The sequence below is a fragment of the Pseudomonas sp. 22082 genome (assembly GCF_052046055.1).
Lineage (GTDB): Bacteria > Pseudomonadota > Gammaproteobacteria > Pseudomonadales > Pseudomonadaceae > Aquipseudomonas > Aquipseudomonas pharyngis.
On sequence record NZ_JBQEQB010000007.1, the window covers coordinates 199,945 to 220,766 of the forward strand.

Genomic DNA, 20,822 nt, shown 5'->3' on the forward strand with positions numbered 1-20,822 from the left:
CGCAGCACTCTCAAGCCAACTGGAGAATGTCATGAGCAAGATCGCAATCATTGGTGCCACCGGCCGTGCCGGCAGCCAATTGCTGGAAGAAGCCCTGCGTCGCGGCCACAGCGTCACCGCTATCGCCCGGGATACCTCGAAGATCGGCGCTCGTGCCGGTGTGGTCAGCAAGAATGTCGACGTGCTGGACGCCGCCGCGTTGCAGGACGCCGTCGCCGGTCACGATGTGGTGATCAGCGCCGCGCATTTCGCCACGGTGCCGGCCAGCGCGCTGATCGGTCCGGTGAAACAGGCCGGGGTGAAACGTCTGCTGGTGGTCGGCGGTGCCGGCTCGCTGTTGCTGCCGGACGGCACCCGCGTGATCGACAGCGCCGGATTCCCGGCCGAGTACAAGGCTGAGGCCAGCGCCGGTGCGGCGTTCCTTGATGCACTGCGTCAGGAGAAGGAACTGGACTGGACATTCCTGTCGCCGTCGGCGCTGTTTGTCGAAGGCGAGCGCACCGGTAAGTTCCGCGTGGGCAAGGATGACTTGCTGGTGAGTGCTGAAGGTCAGAGCTCGATCAGCTTTGCCGATTACGCGATTGCGCTGATCGACGAAGTGGAAACGCCGAAGCATTCGCGGCAGCGGTTTACGGTCGGATATTAAGTACTGGATCGTTCCCACGCGGAGCGTGGGAACGATCACCGGTTCGGCGTAAGAAAGATCATCCTCGATTAGCGGGTATGAGCCTGCTCCACCAACCACCCCATCAATTCCTGCAATTTCGCCGACGGCTCCGACGCCGGCGCGACGATGTAATAGCCCAATCCCGTCTTCACCTTCAGATCGAACGGCATCACCAGTCGGCCGGCGTTCAAGTCGTCGCCGATCAGTGACCAGTCGCCGATCGCCACCCCTGTCCCGTGGGACGCCATCGACATCGCCTGATCGAGCGTTTCGAAATGCTGACCGCTGGCGATATTGCTCAGGTGCAGTTCGGCGGCTTCAAGCCAGAGTGTCCAGTCGTCATCGGTGTGAGTCGGGTGCAGCAGCAGATGCTGTTGCAGATCTGCCGGTGTGTGCAGGGCCGGCCCGCCGTTGAGCAGCGTCGGTGAGCAGACTGGCGTCAGTTGTTCATCGAACAGATGCAGGGTCGCAGGAGAGTCGTGGGGCGCGGTGCCGTAGATCACCGCCGCGTCGAACTGCTCGCGATGAAAATCCACCCCGTGCTGCAACGACGCCGTGAGTTTCACCGGCACGTCCGGGCGCTCGCGCTGCCATTGCAGCAGACGCGGCAACAGCCAGCGCATCACGCAGCTCGGCGCTTTGAGTTGCAGGGTTTCGCGCTTGGCGCCGATCTGCTCCACCGAGTCGCCGATCAGGCTGAACACTTGCTGCACCCGTGGCAGCCATTCGCGACCTTCGGCCGTCAGCTCCAGGCCCCGGGCCAGACGAATGAACAGCTCATAACCCAGATGTTCCTCCAGCCCAGCGATCTGCCGGCTCACCGCACCCTGGGTGATGTGCAACTGCTCGGCAGCCCGGGTGAAGTTGCAGCACTGCGCGGTGATCAGAAACGTGTGCAGAGCGGGCAGGGGAGGCAGTCGTTTCATGTGGATCCAAGGTATGACGTGAGGACATGGCTAGTATGAGCTTTTATCGATTGTTGCGGCTACGGGTCGCCCGTTTCAATGAGGCCAATCACCGGTTCCTTAAAGCCCGGTGCCTCAATGAACAAGAAGGGCAAAGACATGGCGACGTGTGGCGAAGTACTGGTCAAGTTACTCGAAGATTATGGGGTCGAGCAGGTGTTCGGCATTCCCGGTGTGCATACCGTGGAGCTGTATCGCGGGCTGGCCCGTTCGAGCATCAACCACGTCACCCCGCGCCACGAGCAGGGCGCCGGCTTCATGGCCGACGGCTACGCCCGCACCAGTGGCAAACCAGGTGTGTGCTTCATCATCACAGGTCCAGGCATGACCAACATCACCACCGCCATGGGCCAGGCTTACGCCGATTCGATCCCGATGCTGGTGATCTCCAGCGTGCAGTCGCGCAGTCAACTGGGCGGCGGACGCGGCAAGCTGCATGAACTGCCGAACCAGAGCGCACTGGTCGGCGGCGTGGCGGCGTTCTCCCACACCCTGATGTCGGCGTCCGAATTGCCGGGCGTGCTGGCCCGTGCTTTCGCGCTGTTCCAGGCCGGGCGTCCGCGTCCGGTGCACATTGAGATTCCACTGGACGTGCTGGTCGAAGAAGCCGACGAACTGCTGACCAGCGTGCCGGTCAACATCGACCGCGCCGGTGCTGCGCCGGCCGCCGTGAGCCGCATGACTGAACTGCTGGCCGGCGCCCAGCGTCCGCTGATCCTCGCCGGTGGCGGCGCCATCGAAGCCGCTGCCGAACTCACCGAACTGGCCGAGTTGCTCGATGCGCCGGTGGCCTTGACCATCAACGCCAAAGGCATGCTGCCGTCCAGCCATCCGCTGCTGATCGGTTCGACCCAGAGCCTGGTGGCGACCCGTGCTTTGGTGGCCGATGCCGACGTGGTCCTGGCGATCGGCACCGAACTGGCGGAAACCGACTACGACGTGACCTTCGCCGGCGGTTTCGAAATCCCCGGCAAGTTGCTGCGCGTCGATATCGATCCGGACCAGACCGTGCGCAATTACCCGCCGCACGTGGCGCTGGTGGCCGACTCGCGCAACGCTGCACAAGCGCTGCTCAGTGCGCTGTCGCACAAACCGCTGGCCGAGCGCCGCAACGATTGGGGCCAGGTACGCGCCGCCCGTCTGCGTGAAGACCTGGCCGCAACCTGGGATGCCCCGATGCTGGCCCAGACCCGTTTCCTCGAAACCGTGCTGCACGAATTGCCGAACGCGGTGTTCGTCGGCGACTCCACGCAACCGGTGTACACCGGCAACCTCACCTTCAACCCGGAGCGCCCGCGCCGCTGGTTCAACTCGTCCACCGGTTACGGCACTCTCGGTTACGCCTTGCCGGCGGCGATTGGCGCATGGCTCGGCGGTAACCTCGAACACGGCGCGCGTCCGCCGGTGGTGTGCCTGATCGGCGATGGCGGTCTGCAATTCACCCTGCCGGAACTGGCCAGCGCCGTGGAAGCGCGCACGCCGGTGATCATCCTGCTGTGGAATAACCAGGGTTACGAAGAGATCAAGAAATACATGGTCAACCGTGCCATCGAGCCGGTGGGCGTGGACATCTACACCCCGGACTTCATCGGTGTGGCCAAGGCCCTGGGCTGCGCGGCGCAAGCGATCAGCTCGGCCGAACACCTGCGCAGTGCACTGCGCGCCGCCACCGATCGTCAGGGCCCGACCCTGATTGAAATCGACCAGACCCAATGGATGAAGGCGGTGGCCCAATGATGAATTTCCCGACCACACTCGACGGCCTGTACATCAACGGCCAATGGTCCGCCGGGCGCGAACACCTGCGCGTGATCAACCCGGCCACCGAAGCACTGCTGACCACGGTCAACGGCGGTGACGAAAGCGCCGTCAATCAAGCGGTAACGGCGGCGACCGAAGCCTTCAAGGGCTGGTCGAAAACCACCGGTGCCGAGCGCGGCGCGATCCTGCGCAACATCGCCAATGGCGTGCGCAACGGCCGCGAACATCTGATGAAGTTGCAGTCGAGCAACAACGGCAAACCGCAGTTCGAAGCGGGCATCGATGTCGATGACGTGATCGCCACCTTCGAGTACTACGCCGAACTCGCCGAAGGCCTCGATGCGAAACAGGACAGCAAAGTGCCGCTGCCCAGCGACGACTTCAGCGCACGTCTGCGCCGCGAGCCGTGCGGTGTCGTCGGGCTGATCGTGCCGTGGAATTTCCCGATGGTCACCACCGCGTGGAAACTCGCCCCGGCCCTGGCCGCCGGTTGCTGCGTGGTGCTCAAACCGTCGGAAGTCACGCCGCTGCCGGAGCTGGAACTGGCGACCATCATCGCCGAATCCGGTCTGCCCAAAGGCGTGTTCAACCTGGTGTGCGGCACCGGTCTGGTGGTTGGTGCGCCGCTGTCGGCGGACCCGCGCATCGCCAAGGTTTCCTTCACCGGCAGTAACGCCGTCGGTGTGCAAGTAATGCAGCGTGCCGCTGAAACCGTGAAGGGCGTGAGTCTGGAACTGGGCGGTAAATCCTCGCTGCTGATTCTCGAAGATGCCGACCTTGATCTGGCGGTGGAGCTGGCTTGCGGTGGTGGTTTCTTCAACGCCGGGCAGATGTGCTCGGCCACCAGCCGGGTGCTGGTCGCCGATGAACTGGCCGACGAATTCCTGATTCGTCTGAAAGCCCGCGCGGAAAAAATCCGTGTCGCCGATCCGTTCGATCCTGAAGTCGAGATGGGCGCACTGGTCAATCAGGCGCAATACCAGCGAGTGCTCGGTCATATTGACCGTGGCCTCAGCGCTGGGGCCAAGCTGATCTGTGGCGGCAATCGTCCCGCCGATCTGCCGCGCGGCTATTTCTTACAGCCGACAATCTTCACCGAAGTGCCCCTCGACAGTGCGCTGTGGTGTGAAGAGATTTTCGGCCCGGTGATCTGCGTGCGCAGTTTCGCTACGGAAGCCGAGGCGATTGCCTTGGCCAACGACAGCCAGTTCGGTCTGGTGGCCAGCGTGGTCACGCGCAATGCCGAGACCGCGGATCGGGTCGCCAACGCCTTGCAGGCGGGGCTGGTGTGGCTCAACGCGCCGCAGGTGATCTTCCCGCAGACCGCGTGGGGCGGCTACAAACAGAGCAGCCTCGGCCGCGAATTGGGGCCGTGGGGCCTGGCGACATTTCAGGAAATCAAGCACGTGATCCGCGCGCTCTGAATGCCCGAAAAAGGTCAGCGCATGCCTCGCAACGAGGCATGCGCCGGCGTCATGGCTCCAATGAGTTTTTATCGATAGTCAGGTGTTTTGCACGACCTCAGGATGAACCCGCAGACCACGCTCAAGCCCTTTGAAACCGGGCGCTTGAGCAATATCGGTCAAGCAGATGCAAGGGTTGCGATCAATCTCATACTTACAAGAATAATGGGAGTCCCAAATGGGCGAGCATGATCTGAACAGGCGTCAATTCATCAAAACCGTCGGCGTGGCTTCGGTGGCTGCGGCGGCCATGAGCATGCCCTTCATCCGGGCCAGTGCCAGCGACACCCGCTTCGCCGGCAAGACCCTGCGGCTGCTGACCTGGTCCGATGACACGGGCCTCGCCGCGCTGCGCAACATCGCTGCAACGTTCGAAGCCAAGACTGGCGCCAAAGTGATTGCCGACCGCACCGGCAGCACCTCGGAAATGGTCGCCAAACTCAAGGCCGGCGGTGACCGTCCGCAGTACGACATCATCACTCTGGCTGGCGTCGGTGCCGAAGGTCTGGCCGCTGCCGGGCTGCTGGAAAAACCCGATCTCAACCGCATTCCCAACCTGGTCGACGTCCCGGAAAAATACCGCACCGGGGCCAACGGTCACGGCATTGGTTACCTGCTGTGGTGCAACAGTCTGGTCTACAGCACTCGTACCCAGAGCACCGCGCCGGACAGCTACGCCGCGCTGTGGGACGCCGATCTGGCGCCGAACATTTTCCTGCCGCCGCCGAACTGGACCGAGGCGATGGACCTGATCATCATCGCCGCGAAACTGGCCGGTGGCGACGAGCACAACATCGAACCGGGCTTCAAGAAACTCGCCGAGCTGAAAGACCGCGTGGTGACCCTGGGCGAAAACCCCAACCAGATTGCCGAGCTGTTCCGCACCGGTTCCCTGGACATGGGCGGCCTCTACGCCCCGGCGTTTTTCCCCAAGCAGATCCGCGACCCGAACTACGGCCTGGGCGCCACGTTCGGCATGAAGGAAGGTTTCTACACCGACCTGATGCTTTCGGTGATGCCGAAGAACCGTCCGGGCGACACCGACCTGGCCTACGCCTTCATCGATCACTCCCTCGACCCGCTGGTGCAGGGCAAGATGGCCGAAGACATCTTCAACGGCCCGGTCAACGCCAAGGCGATCATCTCCGCCGAAGCGCGCAAGAGCCCCTTCATCCTCACGCCGGAGCAGATCGCGGAGAAGGCGATCATGCACGACAACGCCTTCCTGGCGACCGTGCATGACCAGTGGATTCGTCGCTACACGGAAATCTTTTCTTCCTGACGCCGTACTTCCAGACACCACAGAAACCTTGTGGGAGCGGGCTTGCTCGCGAATGCAATCTGTCAGCTACCACAGGTGTTGACTGACCCGCCGCTTTCGCGAGCAAGTCGAAGCGTCGAACCGCCGCTCCCACAGGGGAGAGTGGTGTTTGGGAGATTCGTTCTCCATTGACGAGATCATTGCTATGGAACATCAATCCCTGACCCAACCGGTCGGTACGGGTGACGTGCGCACGGCGCGCGGTGTTTCGCCGACCGCGCGGGCGTGGTTTTTCCTCACGCCGTCGATGCTGTTTCTCGGCGTGCTGATTGCCGCCAGCCTGCTGGTGCTGCGCATGAGCGTCGGCACCAAGGGCGCGGAGTGGTCGGGCTTCAGCCTGGCCAGTTACGCGCAGTTGCTCGAACCCTACTACCTCAAATCGTTGCTGCTGACCTTGCGTCTGGCGCTGATCAGCGCGGTGATCGCGGTGGTGCTGGCGATCCCGGTGGCGTACACCATGTCGCGTCTGACCTCGCCGTTCGTGCGGCGGATCTTTCTGGCGGCGGTGCTGTTGCCGCTGCTGGTCAACCTGTTGCTGCAAAGCTACGGCTGGCTGGTGATCCTCGGTCCCGGCGGCATGCTCAACCAGACCTTGATGGGCCTCGGTCTGATCAAGCGGCCGATCATGTTGCTGTACAACCAGAACGGCGTGTTGATGGGCCTGGTGCAGACCGCGTTTCCGCTGGCCGTGCTGCCGATTGCCAGCGCCATGCGCGGCGTCGCCCGCAGCTACGAAGAGGCTGCCGCGACGCTGGGCGCCAGTCGTTTTCAGGTATTCCGTCAGGTGGTGCTGCCGATGAGTCTGCCGGGGATCATCACCGGCGCGACCCTGGTGTTCGCCTACAACGCCAGCAGCTTTGTGGTGCCGCTGTTGCTCGGCGGTCGGCGCGTGCCAATGCTCGCGGTGATGGTGCATGACCAGATCGCCCCGCTGATGAACTGGCCTGCCGCGTCCGCCGCCGGGGTGGTGCTGATCGTCACCACGCTCGCCATCATGACCTTGTCGGAATACATCACCGGCCGCCGTCGCCGTCTGTTGGAGGCTTCGCAATGAGTGCCCTGTTCAAGAAGCGTCAGTCGCTGTTGCCGGGCGACACCGGCAAGTTTGCCGGCATCCTCTCCGGGATCATTCTGCTGCTGGCCGTGTTGCCGATCCTGACCATGATCGTGATGTCGTTCAGCGGTGCGTCGAACCTCGACTTCCCGCCGAGCAGCTACAGCCTGCAGTGGTACAAGGCGGCGTGGCACACCTTCGTCTCGCCCGATGCCAGCGATGTTTCGAGCCTCGGCCAGGCCATGGGCACCAGTTTGCTGGTGGCGTGCCTGACGATGATTTTCGCCACGCTGATCGCGGTGCCGGCGGCCTACGCGCTGACCCGTTGCGAGTTCCGTGGCAAGGGCGTGGCGCTGCAACTGATGTCGCTGCCGCTGGTGTTCCCGATGGTGGTGCTGGGGTTGGCCTTGCTGCTGGTATTCGACAGCCTGCCGTTCCACATGACCACCTCGCGGCTGGTGATTGCCCACGTGATTCTGGCGCTGCCGTTCGTGGTGAAGAACTGCACGGCGGCCATGCTTTCCATCGGCAGCGAAGTTGAAGAAGCCGCGCAGATGCTCGGTGCCTCGCCACTGCGCGCCATCGTCGATGTGGTGGTGCCGTTGATGAAGTCGGGGATTCTGGCGGGGATGCTGCTGGCGTTCATCGTCTCGTTCAACGAATTCACCGTGACCTATTTCCTCTACACCATCGACGTCATGACCGTGCCGATCTGGATGTACAGCCGCACCGTGTCATCGCTCGACCCTACCGTGTTCTCGTTTGCCGTGCTGATCGTGCTGATCGACTTCGTCCTGATCTGGGCGCTGGAGAAGCTGGTCGGTGAGGGCGGCGTTTCCTTTTGATTTCTTGAGGTGATTTTATGTCTGGTCTGATTCTGGAAAACGTCGAGAAACACTACGGCTCAGCCTGCGCGGTAAAAGACGTCAACCTGCATTTGCCCGAGGGCAAACTGGTGTGCTTCCTCGGCCCGTCGGGTTGCGGCAAGACCACGTTGCTGCGGATGATCGCCGGGCTGGAAACCCTCACCGGCGGCGAGATCCGCCTGGACGGCGAGGATATCGGCCACACCCCGGCGCACCTGCGCAACTTCGGCATGGTGTTTCAGTCGCTGGCGCTGTTCCCGCACATGACCGTGGGCGAAAACATCGCCTATCCGCTGAAACTGCGCGGCGTCAGCAAGGCCGATCAACAGGCGCGAGTGGTGGAGTTGCTGGAGTTGATCCAGCTGCAACCGATGATCGATCGCCCGGTGGCCAAGCTCTCCGGTGGCCAGCGTCAGCGGGTGGCGATTGCCCGGGCGATTGCCTCGCACCCGAAAATCCTGTTGCTCGACGAACCGCTGTCGGCGCTCGACGCCAAGTTGCGCGAGTCGATGCAGGTGGAAATCCGTCAGCTGCAACAACGCCTGAACATCACCACCATCATGGTCACTCACGATCAGCGCGAGGCCATGACCATGGCCGATATCGTGGTGGTGTTGGGTGAGCATCGGGTGCAGCAGGTGGGTACGCCGATTGAAATCTACCGGCATCCGGCCAACGAATTCGTCGCGGACTTTATCGGCTCGGGGAATATTTTCCCGGCCACCGCGCTGGGCGATGGCAAGGTCGTGCTGCCGGGCGGCGATGCCCTGCAAGTGCCGATCTGCAGCAGCATCGTGATCGGGCAGAAAGTGAAAATGCTGATCCGCCCTGAAGACCTGCAACTGTCGGCGCCCCAAGCCACTGCGGGCAATCGCTTGCTGGGCAAGGTGACGTTTGTGCGGGATATCGGCGCGACCATCGAGACTACGGTGGAATGTTCCGGGGTGACCTTCACGGCGCTGAGTACGCCGTGTCAGGGGATTGGGTTGGGGATCGGGCATCCGGTGTCGGTGACGTTGCCGAGTGAGGCGTGTCGGGTGCTCGGCGCCTGATCCAGAATTGATGCTGGCTCTGCCGACCTCTTCGCGGGCAAGCCCGCTCCCACAGTGGCTGGTGTCGACTGCAAAACCTGTGTACGACACAGAACATGTGGGAGCGGGCTTGGTCCGGACGGCGATCCGACGAAGAGGCCAGTAGCCGCGACGCAATAATCCAGATCAGACCGTCAGCCGCAACCGCGCCAGATCCCTTAGCGGCGGCGCCCCAAACAGCCGGCTGTACTCGCGACTGAACTGCGAAGGGCTTTCATACCCCACCCGATACCCGGCCGCCGACGCCTCCAGCCCCTCAGCCAGCATCAGGCGCCGCGCCTCTTGCAGGCGCAGCTGCTTCTGATACTGCAACGGGCTCATCGCCGTCATCGCCTTGAAGCGATGATGCAGGGTCGAGACGCTGAGGTTCACTTCCTTCGCCAGGTCATCAATGCGCAGCGGCTGTTCGAAGTTGCCGTTGAGCCATTTGATCGCCTGGCTGATGCGGTGGCTCTGGCTGTTGGCAATGGCGATTTCGTACAGCCGATGCCCCTGCGGGCTGCGCAGCAGGCGATAGAGAATTTCCCGGCGGATCAGCGGCGCGAGCATTGCGATGTCTTTCGGTGCGTCAAGCAGACGCGCCAGACGCAGCACCGCATCAAGCATCGCGCTGTCGATTTTCTCCACATACAGACCACGCCCGGTCGGCCGGGTCGGTACGCCCATCGGGCCGGCGTCGGCGATCAGCGCGGTGATTTCCGCAGGATCAATGTCCAGGCGCACGGCGAGGATCGGCTCCTCCGGCGAGACATTCACCACCCGTCCACTCAACGGCATCGAGACCGACACCACCAGATAATTGAGCGGGTCGTAATTGAAGAACTCATCCGCCAGCCGTACCTCTTTGCGCCCCTGGGCCATGATGCACAGCGCCGGTTGCGCAAGCACCGGGGCGAAGTCATGGGACTGGGTGTGGCGCGACATGAACAGCGAACCGACGGCAGTGGCATAACTGCCATCTTCGGACGTGTTGCGGCGGATGATCGCCGCCAGTTCCGCGCGCTGCTTTTCCATGTCGGCATCGGGCGGCGCTTGAAAACGATCGAATGACGTCACGTGCGGCATCCTCGGCAAAGTCGGTGGGAATGGAGCAGAGCATAAGTTTGTGCAAGCCAGGGCGGTAGACACATCCTGCGAAATGCTTGCCTGATCCTGCATTGGGTTGTTGGCCCATCCAGCCATAGCAGGACGCAGGTGGTCAGAGTTGCCCGAAACCGGTGTGACAGGACGGTGACAGGAATTTACGACTTGTTACAGGTCTGCAAGACAGTCTCGCAGGATTGTGCAACGCGACGGCAGGAATCGACTAACGGCGAACGGGGGGCGGCCCTTAACCTTGAATCCTGTCGCAGCCCGTCCCCGGCTGCCACGCGACTCCCTGGGAGGGTTGAACATGTCCAAGCAGATTCCCGTCAGTCATATGGCCTTCGTTCGAGCGCGTGCCGGACGCTCGGCGGAACTCGGCATGCGCCTGAGCGCCCTGATCGAACCGTCCCGCGCCGCCCCCGGCTGCCTGAGCTTTGCCTTGCAGCATTCGCAGTGTGATCCCGAGTTGTGGCTGGTCTCCGGTTTCTGGAGCAACCAGCAGTCGATGACCGCGTACTTCAGCAGCCCGTCGATGGAAGTCTTTGCCGAGCTGGTGCAGGACCTGGTGGTCAACAGCCTGGATTTCCACACGTTCAAGGAAGTCTCGGCCGCACAGGCCGTAGGGCAATGCACTGCGCCGGTACACAAACTTGCCGGTTGAATGTTTAATGTCCGGCTTATCCGACTGAGCCAGGACCTGCGATATGGCACGTAAAGAGTTCGAACACTTCGAAGCGGTTTCCGCTGTAGTCCCCGTCGAGTTGGGCGGCAACAAGGGTTATCACGCGGCGATCGCCGTCAAGGCCCTGGTCGACGGCGGCGCGCCGCGCTTTCACAAACTGCTGAACGATCAGGTTTTCCCCGGCGCCATCGCGGCCGATGAAGCCGCGATCAATGAACTGGACAAGCTCAAGGGCGTCACCGACGACGCCGAGCTGATCTGGTAAACGCTTACTTCGTCGCCCCCGGGCGCCACATCTTGAACAATGCCTCCGGCCCCAGCTGGAAGTAGTCCGCCGGCCCGCCGCCCCGCAGTATCGGTTCGGCGGCGGCGGTGTCGTAGATCCCGTCCTTCAACAGCCACTTGGCAATGTGCACGGCGACCACTTCGCCGAGCACCAGCCAGCTCGGCACGGTCTCGCCGTCGGCGCGCTGCAGCTGAATGATCTGGGTGACCTTGCATTCGAAGGACACCGGGCTTTCGCCTACGCGTGGCACGGCAATCACCTTCGACGCCACCGGTGTCAGCCCCGCCAGTTCGAACTCATTGACCTGCGGCCCGACCATCGCGCAGCTCTGGTTCATCTGCTCGGCCAGCGGGCGGGTGGCGAGGTTCCAGACGAATTCGCCGGTCTGCTCGATGTTGTTCAGGCTGTCTTTGCGCCCGACGCTGGAGAACCCGATGATCGGCGGAATGTAGTTGAACGCGTTGAAAAAACTGTAGGGCGCCAGGTTCAGCCGGCCTTCGGCATCCTGCGAAGAAATCCAGCCGATGGGCCGCGGGCCGACGATGGCGTTGAACGGATCGTGGGGCAGGCCGTGGCCGTTGGCCGGTTCGTAGAAATGGATGTCATCGGGCATGGCGGGTGGTCCTGGAAACGGCTGTCAGAGAGCGGCCATAGTGCAAGGACGGGCGGCTGATTTCCAGCCCTCCAGACATGACTAAGCCCGGCCGAAGCCGGGCTGTGGTGTGTGTATTTGATGATCAGCTGATGGCTGCGGCAGTGCCGGTTTTTTCGAAACCGTCTGCGGCGATAGCGTTGGCAGTGCCGGTCTTGTCGAAACCATCCGCAGCAACGGCTTTGCCGACGTTGGTCTTGTCGAAGCCGTCAGCAGCGTAGGTGCCGGTGTGGCTGGTTTCGATGGCGGCGCTGGCGCCGGAAATGAAGTCGGCGGATTTGGTTTTGTCCGAGCCATCGGCGGCGAAGGTGTTGGCGGCCAGTACGGACAGGGTCAGGGCGAGGATCAGTTTGGTTTTCATGGTCGTTGTCTCCGGGTTCGTTGGCGATGTGTTTCGCATGGGGTTCATGCTATGCCAACTAAATTGATTAAAAAGCGCAAAATAATGCTAAAAATAATCGATTAAATTGATATTAAGGGCGACGCATTCAATTCGCTTCCGTCGTCGGAGCGAGCGTCGCGCAGTTAATCGATCAGGTAGGTGCAGGATGCGGCGGGGGCATTAACCGGTGATTAATCGCCGCTTTTCGTTTGCGTGACAGATTTTTCATGGATTCCCGACCGGTTTTTCACCCGCGCAACGCCAGTCTGCCCACGGCCATAAAGCCAAAAACCGGCCGTCACACACTGGAGCGTTGCCTGCGATGAACAAACTGCCTCAAATCACCCTGGCCTTCTGGGTCATGAAAATCTGCGCGACGACCCTGGGGGAAACTGCGGGAGATTTGCTGTCGATGACCCTCAATGTCGGTTACGCCATCAGCTCGCTGATCCTGATCAGCGTGTTTGTCCTGACGCTGATCGCGCAACTGATGTCCAAGACCTACAAACCGCTGCTGTACTGGATCGTGATCCTGTCGACCAGCACCGCCGGCACCACTATGTCGGACTTCATGGACCGTACGCTGGAACTGGGTTACGCCACAGGTTCCATGATCCTGATCGCGATCCTGCTGGCGATTTTCGCGGTGTGGCGCCTGAGTGGCGACTCGCTCAACGTCACCAAGGTGCAGAGCTTTCGCGGCGAGATGTTCTACTGGATGGCGATTCTGTTCTCCAACACCCTGGGCACCGCGCTCGGCGATTACCTGGCGGACGACTCGGGTCTGGGCTTTGCCGGTGGCGCGCTGTTGATCGGCTCGGCGATTGGCGTAGTCGTGCTGCTCAAGTACTTCACGAAGATTTCGACGGTGGCGCTGTTCTGGGTGGCGTTCGTGCTGACCCGGCCCTTCGGCGCGACCTTGGGCGACTTGATGACCAAGTCCCATGAGAAGGGTGGGCTGGACTTTGGCACCATCGGTTCGTCGGCGGTGCTGGCGGGGATTCTGCTGGTGATGATTGTCGGCGCGTCTTTTGCGCAGAAACGTTATGGAAAACCGGCGATTGCCGAGTCAGCATGAGACCGAGGTGACTCCAATCGCGAGCAGGCCAGAACAGCCACCATTGCAGTGGCTGCATAAACCCGATCAGTCAGTGACGATGCGCGAGTGTTTCTGGGTGTCTTTCATGGTGATGTACACCAGCAGGGACACCGCGATGCACGCGGTCACGTACCAGTAGTAACCGGTTTCCATGCCGATGCTCTTGAACCACAGCGCGATGTATTCGGCGGTGCCGCCGAAGATCGACACGGTCAGCGCGTACGGCAGGCCGACGCCCAGGGCGCGGATTTCGGTCGGGAACAGCTCGGCTTTCACCACGGCGTTGATCGAGGTGTAGCCGCTGACGATGATCAGCGCCGCCATGATCAGGAAGAACGCGCCCCACCAGGTCTGGATGGTGTGCAGGGTCATCAGGATCGGCACGGTGAAGATCGTCCCGAGCACGCCGAAGGCGATCAGGATCGGGCGACGACCGATTTTATCGGACAGGCCGCCGATGATCGGTTGCAGGCACATGAACAGGAACAGCGTGGCCGCCGAAATGGTGGTGGAGTCGGAGATGCTCATGCCGACGGTATTCACCAGGTATTTCTGCATGTAGGTGGTGTAGGTGTAGAACGCCAGCGTACCGCCCATGGTCAGGCCGACCACGGTGAGCAGTTCCTTCGGATGACGCAGCAAGGTGCGCATGGCGCTTTCCTTGGACTTCTCCTTCTTGGTGAACGACTCGGTTTCTTCCATGCCGCGACGCAGGTACAGCGCGACGATTGCACACAGCGCGCCGATGGCGAACGGAATACGCCAGCCCCAGGCGTACAGCTCTTCGGTGGTCAGGAACTGTTGCAGCACGATCAGCACGCCCAGCGCGATGAGCTGGCCGGAAATCAAAGTCACGTACTGGAAGCTGGAGAAGAAGCCGCGACGATCCCTGGTCGCCATCTCCGACAGGTAGGTCGCCGAGGTGCCGTATTCGCCACCGACCGACAGGCCTTGCAGCAGGCGGGCGAACACCAGCAGGATCGGCGCGCCGACACCGATGGTTTCATAGCCCGGGCTCAGGGCGATGATCAGCGAGCCGAAGCACATCAGGTAAACCGAGGCCATCAGGGCTTTTTTGCGTCCGACCTTGTCGGCGTACAGGCCCATCAGCCAGCCACCGATCGGGCGCATCAGGAAGCCCACGGCGAAGATCGCGGCGGTGTTGAGCAGTTGGGCGGTGGTGTCGCCTTTGGGGAAGAAGGCTTTGGCGAAGTACAGCGAGAAGGCGGCATAGACGTACCAGTCGTACCACTCGACCATGTTGCCGACGGAACCGCTGAAGATCGACTTGATGCGACTGGCGGTGGTTCGTTCTTTGGCCGGCACGGCAGCCGACCCAAGGGGCAGGGCGTTGGAGTTATCCATTGAAGGATCCTTCATTTAATTGTTGTTGTGGAGCGCGTTGGAACGCGGCCTGCGAGGGCTATAGCAGGAGCTGTGCCAACGGGGGGAGGGCCGGTTTAGAAGGGTTGGGGAAATGGGTTGAGCGGGATTTTGCCGATGATCCGGAATGAATGAGCGGATTTCCGCTCATTCAGCGTGATCGTTCCCACGCTCTGCGTGGGAATGCAGCCGGGGACGCTCTGCGTCCCAAAGCGGACGCAGAGCGTCCATTGAGGTATTCCCACGCGGAGCGTGGGAACGATCAATCATCAAACGATCAGTCGGGTACGAACATTTCCCGGGTCAAACCATGCCGTTGCATCTTTTCATTAAACGTGCGACGCGGCAGTTGCAGCTCTTCAAGTACGCCTTTCACATCGCCCTTGTGCCGTGTCAGCGCCGCCCGCAAACACTGCGCCTCAAACGCCTCCTGCTGCGCCGCCAGCGACTGGCCGGGATCGATACCCTGCACCGGTTCATCCAGCCCCAACACCTGCCGTTCGGCCACGTTCGCCAACTCGCGAACATTACCCGGCCAGTCATGGCTGAGCAGGTGGCTCAACTGCGCGCCACTGAGCGGCGGAAAAGTCCGGCCCAAACGCTGGGCGGCGCTCTGGGCGAAGGATTCGAACAACAGCGGGATGTCTTCACGACGATCACGCAATGGCGGCAGGCGCAATTCGGCGACGTTCAGGCGATACGCCAGATCCTCGCGAAAACGCCCGGCCCGCGCTTCGTCGAGCAAATCGGGTTTGGTCGCGGCGACGATCCGCAAGTCCACGCGAATGCTCTGGTTTGACCCCAGCCGTTCCAGTTTCTGTTCCTGCAACACCCGCAGCAGTTTCACCTGCTGGGCCAGCGGCATGCTTTCGATTTCATCGAGAAACAGCGTGCCGCCATCGGCGTATTCCAGCTTGCCGATACGCTTGCCGGAGGCGCCGGTGAACGCGCCGCTCTCATGCCCGAACAACTCGGCTTCGAACAGTTGCTCGGGGATCGCCGCGCAGTTCAGCGCCACAAACGGCTTGTCGGCACGCGGGCCGAAGTCGTGCAGGCAACGGGCAACCAGTTCCTTGCCGCTGCCGGTCTCGCCACGGATCAGCACGTTGACCGGCAGCGTCGCCAGGTCCAGCACCTGTCGGCGCAAGGTCTGCAAACCACGGGACACGCCCAATAGCGTTGCATCGAGTTTGGCGCGGTTGTCGGCCTGCTCGTGCAGGGCGCGGTTTTCCAGCACCAGCCGACGCTTGTCCAGCGCCCGGCGCAGGCTGCCGAGCAGGGTCTCGGGGCTGAAGGGTTTTTCCAGGAAATCGTAAGCGCCGTCGCGCATGGCTTCGACCGCCATCGGCACATCGCCGTGGCCGGTCAGCAGAATCACCGGCAGATCGGGATCCCGGCGCTGCACTTCGGCCAGCAGCTCAAGACCGCTGAGGCCCGGCATGCGCACATCGCTGAGGATCACCCCGGCAAAGTGCCTGGGCAGCGCCGCCAGACATTCCTCGGCACGGCTGAACAGCTGCACCTCGAACCCGGACAGGCTCAGCCATTGTTCGACGGCATTGCGAATGCTGCTTTCGTCATCGACCACCATCACCGCGTTGAGCATCAGATGTGCGCCTCCAGATCGATTGGCAAAGTCAGGCTGAACACCGCGCCGTTGTCGCCATTCTCGGCGCACAGGCGCCCGCCGGATTCATGGACGATGGCGAACGATACTGCCAGCCCCAAACCCAGCCCGTCACCCACAGGTTTAGTGGTGAAGAACGGATCGAACACCTGACCCAGATGTTCTTCGGCGATGCCGCCGCCGTTGTCGATGACGCTCAGGCGCCACAGTTGCTCGTCGGTTTCCAGGCGGATTTCCAGACGCTTGCAGGGCTTGCCCTGCATGGCATCGAGAGCATTGCGCAACAGGTTGATCAGCACCTGCTCCAGACGGATCGCATCGCCGCGCACCCAGGCCGGACGGGTCAGGTGCAGCACCAGACTGACCTGTTCATCGCGCAGGCGCGCATCGAGCAATTGCAGGGCCTGATCGACCACCGTCGCCAGATCCAACCGTTCGCGCAAGCCGCTGGGGCTCTTGCGGGCGAAGGTTTTCAGGTGGCCGGTGAGGGCGGCCATGCGCGTGAGCATTTCATCCACCGGTTTGAGCGCCTTGTAGGCGTCATCGACCCGACCGTGATCGAGCAGCAGTCTCAGAGTTGCAAGCTGCATGCGCTGGGCGGTCAGCGGCTGATTGATTTCGTGGGCCAGCGCGGCGGACATCTGCCCCAGTGCGGCGAGTTTTGCCGACTGCACCAGACCGTCCTGGGCGGTGCGCAAGTCGCGGGTGCGTTCCTCGACCAGTTGCTCAAGCTCCTCGCGGCTGCGCTGGCGCATCTTCGCCAGACGCCAGCGCTGGTTGAGGAACAGCAGCAGGAACACCAGCGCCAGCCACACTCCGGCAGCGGCGAGCCCGGCATTGCGCTGGTCTTCAAAGGACAATTGCGGGCGGCGCAGCAGATGCAGGGTCCAGCCTTCGGCGGTCAGCGGCAGTGATTCCCACAGGTAATCCGCCGTGCCCTGCGGTCCTTCGACGCGGCGCAGGTCACTGTTGTCGTCGAAACTGCGCAGCGCCAGGTGAGTCAGTGGCACCAGCGACTGTTTGTCGTATTGGCGGGTGGCCTTGATCTCGCGGTAATCGGCCGGGCTCAGCGGGTGCAGCAGGCGATAGCGCCAGCCGGGCTGGTTGGCGATGAAGATGATCCCGCGCGCATCGCTGACCAGCAGGGTGTCACTGCCCTGGCTCCATTCGCGTTCGAGTTCGGGGAATTCGAGCTTGACCACCATCGCCCCGAGGAACTCGTCGTTATCGCCGAGCACCGCGCTGGACAGGAAGTAACCGGGAATCCCGCTGGTCACGCCGACCGCGTAGAAACGCCCGGTGCCCTGGGTGCGGGTCTGGCTGAAATAGGGGCGAAAGCCATAGTTGTGACCGACGTAACTGCTGGGCAGGCGCCAGTTGCTGGCGGCCACCGCGAGGCCGGTGCGGTCGAGCAGTTCAAGGGTCGAGGACTGTGCGGCGCCGTTGATCTTTTCCAGCTTCAGATTGAGTGCCGTTTGCTGTTCGGCGCTCACGGGACCGGCCAGCGCCGCACGCAGCTGCGGGTCCAGTGCAAGCACGGCGGGCAGGGCGCGATAGCGGTCGATCAGGGTATGCAACGAGTTGGCGTACAGCGCCAGTTGCTGATTGGCCCGAGCCGCGTCTTCTTCCAGCGCCTGGCGCTCGGCGTGGCGGATCGCAAGCGTCGCGGCGAAGGCGGCGCCAGCGATGATCAGCAGGGTATACAACGACAGACGCAGGGTACGGGAAGTCGGCAGCATGCTGGGTCAAAGGGGTGGCAGGACGGGCGGGCACGATAGCATGTGCCCGCCCGGTACGGCGTATTGTCGAAGCGACTCAGACGTACGTTTCGCTCATCCTGCGTTGCACTTGCGGCTGCATTTTTGTCCTGGGTTTGGGGATCGGCTTTTTCAGTGGCTGATGACTGACTTGCTGTGCCGATTGGGCAAGTTCGGCCAGGCGTGCCGTTACCCCGTCTGCTTCGCTCGGGGAGTCGACAAGCTGGTGCGCGGTACTCAATACCTGATCAATGGCGTCAAACGGATCGAGCCCGGTTTTGAGCAGTTTCATGACTTCGCGTTGTTGATCGCCCATCAGGTCATCCAGCTGACGATAGAACATTTCCTGAAGCCGTTGCGGATAAGAACCGAGATTGTCAGCTGCAGCCTTGATCCTCTGCTGGAGTTCACCTGCACCGTTGATCAGGTTCTTCGTCCCTTCCACAACATTGGCTGCGGTATCGGCGACAGCTGTCACTCCCGCGGCGATTTCCCGTGTGCGCAGGGTTTCCACGGCCTTCAGGCTTTTTTTGAAAAAGTGGTAACGCAACAGCGGAAAAGCGATGGCCCCGACGAGCATGCCCACGGCTGTGCCGATCAGGTTGCCAATACCCGGTGCAGCGGTGCCCAGAAGCCCGCCGACACCTGCACCTTTTATCGCGCCGTAGAGGGCAGATTTGATCCCGTGCCGGGACTTCATGAATGTGCCAAAAGTGATGCTTTCGCGCAGTTCATTGATGTCGGCGTCTTCGGGAACAAGGCCGTCGAATTCTCTCGCAAGGTTGTCCAACTGACTTGCTGCGGTTGCCGCTTTGTCGAGCACGCCGATAAAGCCTTTCGCCACGTCAAACAACGCCTTCGCATTGCCCGTTTTGTCGACATGGATAATCGGATTGTTCCCCACGAACGCATAGAGATTCAGTCCGTCGACAGTGCCCGCCGGATCGGCACTGACCCAGCGCCCCAGCCAGTCGGCGTAGTAGCGGGAGCCGTAGTAATACAGCCGGGTGACATCCATTTCCTTGCCCGAGTAACGGACGGTCTTGTAATCGACCTCCACGGCGGATTGCCGGATATAAACAGCGGTGCCGCCGAAGGGCAGGTAGCGCTCGTCGGTAATCAGTCGCGCCTGTGCATCGAGTTCCCTGACAGCCGAACCCAGGTGGTCCGGTAGCGTGAATCGCAGCTGGTCGGCGCCGATGTTTGCCGGATCTTTCTTCCAGTGCAGGCAGCGCGCTCCGCCAGGTCCGATGTCGAGCGTGATGACGTGCAACTCCTCGCCGTTGTGCTTGGTGCGGATCTCCAGCCCCGGCAAATAGCGCACTTCATGAAAGTGACTGACTTTCGTTGTGTGGGTGTCGTGGCGTTTGTAGACCCGCTGGCCCTGGCTGTAGCGGTAATACTCTTCGTCGTTTGCGCTGCCGCCATTGCGATCGACGAGCGTCACCTTGTCCAGTTCGCCGCGGGCGTTCCAGTGCATCGGCACGCCGGATTGCAGGGCCTGCAGATTGCCGGCACGGTCGAACAGTTGGCTGAAATCCGGCGGCGGATCGCCGGGTTTCCAACGCACGCCGCGGTTGCTGACGGGGTCGATGAACATCTCGAAGGTGTGGCTGGTGCCGTCGCGCACGTGGGTGGTTTTGACGAGATTGTCGCCGTGGTCGTATTTGTAGTGCTCGACGTAATTGCGCCGGTCGGCGGGGTCGGTCGGTTGTGGCGGTCCGATGTTGTCCGAGGGCGGGGCGTCGCTGTAGCCGGTGGCGCGAATCAGTCGGTACAGCGTGTCGTAGTCGAATTCCTGATGACCATCGACCCGTTGATTGCTGAAGTAGGTCGGCGTGTAGGCGTGATCGAGAATGCGGACGATATTGCCCATCGGATCGTATTCATACTCGAAATCCAGAAACACCGGTCCCGAGCCCTTCTGCGCGCAGTGGCGATGCAGGCGCCCGTCGGCGGCGTGGTAATGCCAGTGGCTGGTCACACCGTTGCCGGCCTGTTGTTCGATGATCTGCCCGGAGGCGCTGTACTGCGCATCCTGCAATACGGTTTGCCAGGTGGTCTGTCCGTTGATTTGCAACTGCACCCGATTGAGTTGGCCGGTCACGTCGTATGTCGACAGTCGCTGATGTTCGCCGGCATCGGTCTGCATCAATTCCGCGCCCAGCGGGCTGTAACTGTGACGGCTGACAAACGCTTTGCCATCGTGAAAGGTGCGGGTTTCTCGCAGTGCCGGGCCGGTCAGTGCGAAGCTGTGAAACTTCACCGAGCCCGATGAGTCCTCCAGCTCGATCATCTGTCCGCGCAGGTTGTGACCGGGATCCTGCGTGGCATCGGCGTAAGTCATCTTTTCTACGCCGGCCATCGCGTTTACATCGAGCCTCACCGCCCGCAATTGATCATCGAAGGTTGTGCACCAGAGATTGCCCCGCGCATCCCAGCGTTGCAGTTCTTCCCTGGCCAGCCCTGGCAGGGTCAGGCTCGGGCCGGCATCGACGCTGTCGACCTTGAGAGGCTGCTCACTCAAGCCGAATACATTCACGAGGTTGGGTACCGACAATCGCGGGTCCTGCTGTTCGATCAGGCGCCCGGCGTTGTCGTGGCGCAGGCGGGTGATGAGCGTTTCCACGGGGACGTCGGCGACCGTGCGCAGATAGGCGACCTGGCGCACGGGCAGGCC

The 20,822-nt window shown here is 62.0% G+C and carries 18 protein-coding genes; 10 read left to right on the forward strand and 8 right to left on the reverse strand.

Annotated elements, in window-relative coordinates; genetic code table 11:
- Positions 1-31 precede the first annotated feature (31 nt).
- Positions 32-646 carry an NAD(P)-dependent oxidoreductase gene (locus ACTJK9_RS10950; protein ID WP_085610840.1) on the forward strand — a complete coding sequence of 205 codons (615 nt, stop codon included), beginning with the start codon at positions 32-34 and terminating at the stop codon, positions 644-646.
- Between the two features lie 68 nt (positions 647-714).
- Here ACTJK9_RS10950 and ACTJK9_RS10955 read toward each other — a convergent pair whose 3' ends face one another.
- Positions 715-1,593: a LysR substrate-binding domain-containing protein gene (locus ACTJK9_RS10955; protein WP_074688417.1), complete on the reverse strand. Its 879-nt coding sequence runs from the start codon at positions 1,591-1,593 to the stop codon at positions 715-717.
- 138 nt (positions 1,594-1,731) lie between these two features.
- On the opposite strand from ACTJK9_RS10955, the gene ACTJK9_RS10960 reads away from it, so the two are divergent.
- The 6 genes from ACTJK9_RS10960 to ACTJK9_RS10985 all read left to right on the forward strand — a co-directional run bounded on the left by ACTJK9_RS10960 (position 1,732) and on the right by ACTJK9_RS10985 (position 9,149).
- Positions 1,732-3,369 carry a 5-guanidino-2-oxopentanoate decarboxylase gene (locus ACTJK9_RS10960; RefSeq protein ID WP_440813865.1) on the forward strand — a complete coding sequence of 546 codons (1,638 nt, stop codon included), beginning with the start codon at positions 1,732-1,734 and terminating at the stop codon, positions 3,367-3,369.
- A complete protein-coding gene (locus ACTJK9_RS10965; RefSeq protein WP_440813785.1) occupies positions 3,369-4,817 on the forward strand; it encodes an aldehyde dehydrogenase family protein in 1,449 nt (482 codons plus the stop codon). The genes ACTJK9_RS10960 and ACTJK9_RS10965 overlap by 1 nt, the downstream gene beginning before the upstream one ends.
- 217 nt (positions 4,818-5,034) lie before the next feature.
- Positions 5,035-6,138, forward strand: coding sequence for an extracellular solute-binding protein (locus ACTJK9_RS10970; protein ID WP_064383797.1), 1,104 nt, complete (start codon positions 5,035-5,037; stop codon positions 6,136-6,138).
- Positions 6,139-6,322: 184 nt separating this feature from the next.
- Positions 6,323-7,231: an ABC transporter permease gene (locus ACTJK9_RS10975; RefSeq protein ID WP_440813787.1), complete on the forward strand. Its 909-nt coding sequence runs from the start codon at positions 6,323-6,325 to the stop codon at positions 7,229-7,231.
- Positions 7,228-8,076, forward strand: a complete 849-nt coding sequence (locus ACTJK9_RS10980) for an ABC transporter permease (RefSeq protein ID WP_440813789.1) — start codon at positions 7,228-7,230, stop codon at positions 8,074-8,076. Before ACTJK9_RS10975 ends, ACTJK9_RS10980 begins: the two co-directional genes overlap by 4 nt.
- Positions 8,077-8,093: 17 nt before the next feature.
- Complete coding sequence (locus ACTJK9_RS10985) at positions 8,094-9,149, forward strand: ABC transporter ATP-binding protein (RefSeq protein WP_440813791.1); 1,056 nt, start codon at positions 8,094-8,096, stop codon at positions 9,147-9,149.
- 165 nt (positions 9,150-9,314) lie between these two features.
- On the opposite strand, the gene ACTJK9_RS10990 is transcribed toward ACTJK9_RS10985, so the two are convergent.
- A complete protein-coding gene (locus tag ACTJK9_RS10990) occupies positions 9,315-10,244 on the reverse strand; it encodes an AraC family transcriptional regulator (RefSeq protein WP_064383794.1) in 930 nt (309 codons plus the stop codon).
- Between the two features lie 337 nt (positions 10,245-10,581).
- Between ACTJK9_RS10990 and ACTJK9_RS10995 the strand changes: the two genes are divergently transcribed.
- The gene (locus ACTJK9_RS10995; protein ID WP_064599069.1) at positions 10,582-10,935 is read left to right on the forward strand and encodes a putative quinol monooxygenase; all 354 of its coding nucleotides are present in this window, start codon (positions 10,582-10,584) and stop codon (positions 10,933-10,935) included.
- Between the two features lie 43 nt (positions 10,936-10,978).
- Complete coding sequence (locus ACTJK9_RS11000; protein ID WP_007960172.1) at positions 10,979-11,221, forward strand: hypothetical protein; 243 nt, start codon at positions 10,979-10,981, stop codon at positions 11,219-11,221.
- Positions 11,222-11,225: 4 nt separating this feature from the next.
- On the opposite strand, the gene ACTJK9_RS11005 is transcribed toward ACTJK9_RS11000, so the two are convergent.
- Together ACTJK9_RS11005 and ACTJK9_RS11010 are read right to left on the reverse strand one after the other, a co-directional pair.
- Positions 11,226-11,855: a flavin reductase family protein gene (locus tag ACTJK9_RS11005; protein WP_039765924.1), complete on the reverse strand. Its 630-nt coding sequence runs from the start codon at positions 11,853-11,855 to the stop codon at positions 11,226-11,228.
- Positions 11,856-11,979: 124 nt separating this feature from the next.
- Complete coding sequence (locus ACTJK9_RS11010; protein WP_440813797.1) at positions 11,980-12,255, reverse strand: hypothetical protein; 276 nt, start codon at positions 12,253-12,255, stop codon at positions 11,980-11,982.
- Between the two features lie 343 nt (positions 12,256-12,598).
- On the opposite strand from ACTJK9_RS11010, the gene ACTJK9_RS11015 reads away from it, so the two are divergent.
- Positions 12,599-13,354, forward strand: a complete 756-nt coding sequence (locus tag ACTJK9_RS11015) for a COG4705 family protein (RefSeq protein WP_064599065.1) — start codon at positions 12,599-12,601, stop codon at positions 13,352-13,354.
- A gap of 66 nt (positions 13,355-13,420) precedes the next feature.
- Here the strand turns inward: ACTJK9_RS11015 and ACTJK9_RS11020 are convergent, their stop codons facing one another.
- The 4 genes from ACTJK9_RS11020 to ACTJK9_RS11035 all read right to left on the reverse strand — a co-directional run bounded on the left by ACTJK9_RS11020 (position 13,421) and on the right by ACTJK9_RS11035 (position 20,813).
- Entirely contained in the window at positions 13,421-14,740 is a 1,320-nt protein-coding gene (locus ACTJK9_RS11020) for an MFS transporter (protein WP_085610836.1), read from the reverse strand.
- A gap of 295 nt (positions 14,741-15,035) precedes the next feature.
- On the reverse strand, positions 15,036-16,364 hold the full coding sequence (locus tag ACTJK9_RS11025) for a sigma-54-dependent transcriptional regulator (RefSeq protein WP_440813799.1): 1,329 nt from the start codon (positions 16,362-16,364) through the stop codon (positions 15,036-15,038).
- On the reverse strand, positions 16,364-18,124 hold the full coding sequence (locus ACTJK9_RS11030) for an ATP-binding protein (RefSeq protein ID WP_440813802.1): 1,761 nt from the start codon (positions 18,122-18,124) through the stop codon (positions 16,364-16,366). Before ACTJK9_RS11030 ends, ACTJK9_RS11025 begins: the two co-directional genes overlap by 1 nt.
- A 76-nt stretch (positions 18,125-18,200) precedes the next feature.
- The gene (locus ACTJK9_RS11035; protein WP_440813805.1) at positions 18,201-20,813 is read right to left on the reverse strand and encodes an RHS repeat-associated core domain-containing protein; all 2,613 of its coding nucleotides are present in this window, start codon (positions 20,811-20,813) and stop codon (positions 18,201-18,203) included.
- Positions 20,814-20,822: the final 9 nt, after the last annotated feature.

Coding starts and splice junctions, on each gene's coding strand:
- ACTJK9_RS10950 (WP_085610840.1), top strand. CDS start 32: ATGAGCAAGATCGCAATCATTGGTGCCACCGGCCGTGCCGGCAGCCAA.
- ACTJK9_RS10955 (WP_074688417.1), bottom strand. CDS start 1,593: ATGAAACGACTGCCTCCCCTGCCCGCTCTGCACACGTTTCTGATCACC.
- ACTJK9_RS10960 (WP_440813865.1), top strand. CDS start 1,732: ATGGCGACGTGTGGCGAAGTACTGGTCAAGTTACTCGAAGATTATGGG.
- ACTJK9_RS10965 (WP_440813785.1), top strand. CDS start 3,369: ATGAATTTCCCGACCACACTCGACGGCCTGTACATCAACGGCCAATGG.
- ACTJK9_RS10970 (WP_064383797.1), top strand. CDS start 5,035: ATGGGCGAGCATGATCTGAACAGGCGTCAATTCATCAAAACCGTCGGC.
- ACTJK9_RS10975 (WP_440813787.1), top strand. CDS start 6,323: ATGGAACATCAATCCCTGACCCAACCGGTCGGTACGGGTGACGTGCGC.
- ACTJK9_RS10980 (WP_440813789.1), top strand. CDS start 7,228: ATGAGTGCCCTGTTCAAGAAGCGTCAGTCGCTGTTGCCGGGCGACACC.
- ACTJK9_RS10985 (WP_440813791.1), top strand. CDS start 8,094: ATGTCTGGTCTGATTCTGGAAAACGTCGAGAAACACTACGGCTCAGCC.
- ACTJK9_RS10995 (WP_064599069.1), top strand. CDS start 10,582: ATGTCCAAGCAGATTCCCGTCAGTCATATGGCCTTCGTTCGAGCGCGT.
- ACTJK9_RS11000 (WP_007960172.1), top strand. CDS start 10,979: ATGGCACGTAAAGAGTTCGAACACTTCGAAGCGGTTTCCGCTGTAGTC.
- ACTJK9_RS11005 (WP_039765924.1), bottom strand. CDS start 11,855: ATGCCCGATGACATCCATTTCTACGAACCGGCCAACGGCCACGGCCTG.
- ACTJK9_RS11010 (WP_440813797.1), bottom strand. CDS start 12,255: ATGAAAACCAAACTGATCCTCGCCCTGACCCTGTCCGTACTGGCCGCC.
- ACTJK9_RS11015 (WP_064599065.1), top strand. CDS start 12,599: ATGAACAAACTGCCTCAAATCACCCTGGCCTTCTGGGTCATGAAAATC.
- ACTJK9_RS11020 (WP_085610836.1), bottom strand. CDS start 14,740: ATGGATAACTCCAACGCCCTGCCCCTTGGGTCGGCTGCCGTGCCGGCC.
- ACTJK9_RS11025 (WP_440813799.1), bottom strand. CDS start 16,364: ATGCTCAACGCGGTGATGGTGGTCGATGACGAAAGCAGCATTCGCAAT.
- ACTJK9_RS11030 (WP_440813802.1), bottom strand. CDS start 18,124: ATGCTGCCGACTTCCCGTACCCTGCGTCTGTCGTTGTATACCCTGCTG.